The sequence below is a fragment of the Ahrensia marina genome, assembly GCF_001293565.1.
GTDB lineage: Bacteria > Pseudomonadota > Alphaproteobacteria > Rhizobiales > Rhizobiaceae > Ahrensia > Ahrensia marina.
In genome coordinates this window covers 1-3,347 of the sequence record NZ_JXMU01000006.1, presented here as the reverse complement: position 1 = coordinate 3,347, position 3,347 = coordinate 1, and the positions used below count along the sequence as shown (strand labels likewise).

Genomic DNA, 3,347 nt, shown 5'->3' with positions numbered 1-3,347 from the left:
TGACCATCGAAGATGGCGGGGCGGTCAGCAATGGCGATGGTGTCATCGGTAACGATTCGGATGGCGTGGGTGCGGTAACAGTAACCGGCTCCGGCTCCACTTGGGATAATACTTCCACCTTACGGGTCGGCAATGCCGGTACCGGCACATTGACGATTGCCGATGGCGGCGCGGTCAGTGTGAACTCGGGTACCGGCACGGTCATGATTGCCGATGACGCAGGCTCCGCCGGCGCGCTCAATATCGGGGACGGCGCCAGCGCCGGTATTCTCAATGCCGCCACTGTCGATGGCGGCTCCGGCGCCGCCACCCTCAATTTCAAGCACACCGACACGGATTATTTCTTCACCAATGATGGCACCAGCGCCGGCGCGGCCATCGATATCACCGGCACCGTGGCGGTCAATCACACGGCCACCGGCACGACGACGCTGACCGGGACCAACACCTATACCGGCAGCACCATTGTCAATTTCGGCACACTTGCCGTGGATGGCGGCTCCATCGCCCACACCTCCGCCGACCTGATCGTTGGTGGGTTCAGCAGCGACGATGGTACGCTGACGATTAAGAATGGCGGATCAGTCAGCAATAACGAAGCTGGCATCGGCTACGCCGCAGGCAGCGAGGGCGAGGTGAGTGTGACTGGCGCTGGCTCCAATTGGACCAATTCCGGGACTCTCTATGTCGGTCTCGCGGGTTCTGGCACCGTGACCATTGCTGATGGCGGCTCAGTGAGCAATACGGCCGGAACTGTCGGTTCTGCTTCAGGCGCGATCGGTACGGTGACAGTCACCGGAGCGGGTTCAAGTTGGTCGAGTTCAAGTGATCTATATGTCGGTGAAAGCGGCACCGGGACAATGAACGTCGAAGACGGCGCAACAGCATTTGTCGGCGATGATGTCGTGCTTGGCTTTAACGCGACCGGGAACGGTACTCTGACTGTAGACAGTGTCGGAAGCGAACTGGATATAACGAACGCCTTCGTGGTCGGGCGGGCCGGAATAGGCGCGTTGAAAGTGCAAAATGGCGGCACTTTGACTGGCAACTATAGTTATGTCGGCAATAGTTCCGGCGCTACGGGCACAGCAACAATTACTGGCAGCGGTTCTTCATGGTCTCTTACAGGCGATCTTTATATTGCGGAACAAGGCACGGGGACGATGACCATCGCTGATGGCGGTACGGTCTCGAATGCCGTGAGCTATATTGGTTACGACTCTGGTTCGGATGGTGCGGTGACGGTGACAGGCGCGGGGTCGACCTGGACGAATAACAGCACCCTTTATGTTGGCGAGGATGGCAACGGCACGCTGACAATATCCGACGGTGGTACTGTTTCGGCAGTTGGCGGCGTTGAGATAGCGTCAGCCAGTGGATCGAGTGTAATCAATATTGGTGCGGCAGAGGGCAATGCGGCTGTCGCAGCGGGCACGCTGGATACGTCTGCGATTGTCTTTGGCAGCGGTAATGGCGAACTTGTGTTCAATCATACCGACACGGCCTATGATTTCGATGCGGCGATTTTCGGTCTTGGATCGATAGAACATTTCGCCGGTGTCACGAACCTGACCGCCGATAATTCGGGATTTACCGGAGAGACCGTCGTTTCCGGCGGCAGCCTTTACGTAAATGACTCCATCGGCGGAACGGTCTATGTCGATGACGGTACGCTTGGCGGCAGCGGCACGACGGGAGCTCTGACGGTCAATTTCGGCGGCAATCTGGCACCGGGCAACTCAATCGGCACGTTGAATGTCGCATCGGCAATCTTCAATGCCGGATCGACTTACACTGTTGAACTCAACAACGGCGGTTTCGTTGCCGGAACCAACAACGACCTCCTGAATGCAACCGGGGTGGTGACAATCAACGGCGGCACGGTGAATGTTACGTCAGAAAACGGAACTGAAGACGGTTCGACCTATGCTACGCCGGGAACCTACACCATCATAACGGGGGGTAGCGTGACAGGAACATTCGACAATGTGAGTGACGATTATGTATTCCTCGATTTCACCGACAGCTATGATGCGACCAATGTCTATCTGACCTCTGAACAGGTTGTTTTCTTCTCGGACATTGCTGAAACGCCGAACCAGCAAGCCATTGCCAGCCCGCTGGAAGCCCTCGGTAGCGGCAACACAGTCTATGATGCATTGGTGGGGCTCGTCGGCGATGAGGACGATGCAAGGGCCGCGTTCGATAGTCTGACCGGTGAGATTTACGCCTCAGCGCAGACGGCACTTCTAGAAGACAGCCGGTTGCCTCGCGAGGCTGCAATGGAACGGATACGCCACGCTTTTGACGGCATTGGTACTGATAATAGCGCTCAGACCGAAGACCGGATTTCTGAGAGTTTCGGGCTATGGAGTCAAGGCTTTGGCGCTTGGAGCCAGTGGAAAAGTGACGGCAATGCTGCCACAATGGACCGTTCCATCGGCGGGCTTTTGGTAGGCGGTGATACGATGGCTTCTGATAATGTGCGTTTCGGCATGCTGGGTGGTTATTCACGCTCACATCTCAACCTCGATAACCGGTTGTCATCGGGCACAGCCGAAACCTATACGCTGGGTGTCTATGGCGGCGGAGAATGGGATGCCTTCAGTTTGAAGGGCGGTATTGCCCATAGTTGGCACAACCTCGATACATCGCGCTCTGTGGCTTTTAATGGGTTCTCTGACATACTTTCCGCCTCTTATAACGCCCGTACCCTGCAAGCTTGGGGCGAGTTAGCGGTGAGCTTCGATACAGATATCGCCCGTTTCGAGCCCTTTGCCAATCTTACTCATGTGAACCTCAATATTGATGGCTTTACCGAGACCGGCGGTGCGGCGGCACTCACGGCTGCACCTAATAACACCGATGCAACCTTCTTGACCGTTGGGCTGCGCGCTGAGACCGAGGTAAGCTTGGGCAGTGCAGATGTCACGCTGCGCGGCACGGTGGCTTGGCAGCATGCATTCAGTAATGTGCCCACTTCACAGATGAGTTTTGCTTCAGGCGACAGCCCTTTCACCATCGATGGCGTGCCGCTGGCGCAAGACAGTCTGGCCCTCGGCGCCGGGTTCGATGTGAACCTAACAGATAGCGCTAAGTTAGACTTTTCCTATGACGGCCGGTTTGGCTCTGACGTTCACGATCATTCAGCCACAGTGAGTCTGAACGTATTGTTCTGATCCCAACTGTTTTGGAAAAGCACTTCCCAAGGATACGGCGCGCCGTTAATCGGGCGATCCTAGCAGGTGAGAAAGACACAAACAAAGTGTTTGGGATCGTGGCGCACCCGTCGCGATTCGAACGCGAGACCTCTGCCTTCGGAGGGCAGCGCTCTATCCAGCTGAGCT

General features: G+C 56.5%; 1 protein-coding gene and 1 tRNA gene. One reads left to right on the top strand and one right to left on the bottom strand.

What is annotated here, in order from left to right; translation table 11 throughout:
• The coding region (locus tag SU32_RS05335) for an autotransporter domain-containing protein (RefSeq protein ID WP_053998322.1) at window positions 1-3,179 on the top strand (3,179 nt) is incomplete at its 5' end.
• Between the two features lie 99 nt (window positions 3,180-3,278).
• Here the strand turns inward: SU32_RS05335 and SU32_RS05330 are convergent.
• Window positions 3,279-3,347, bottom strand: a tRNA-Arg gene (locus SU32_RS05330).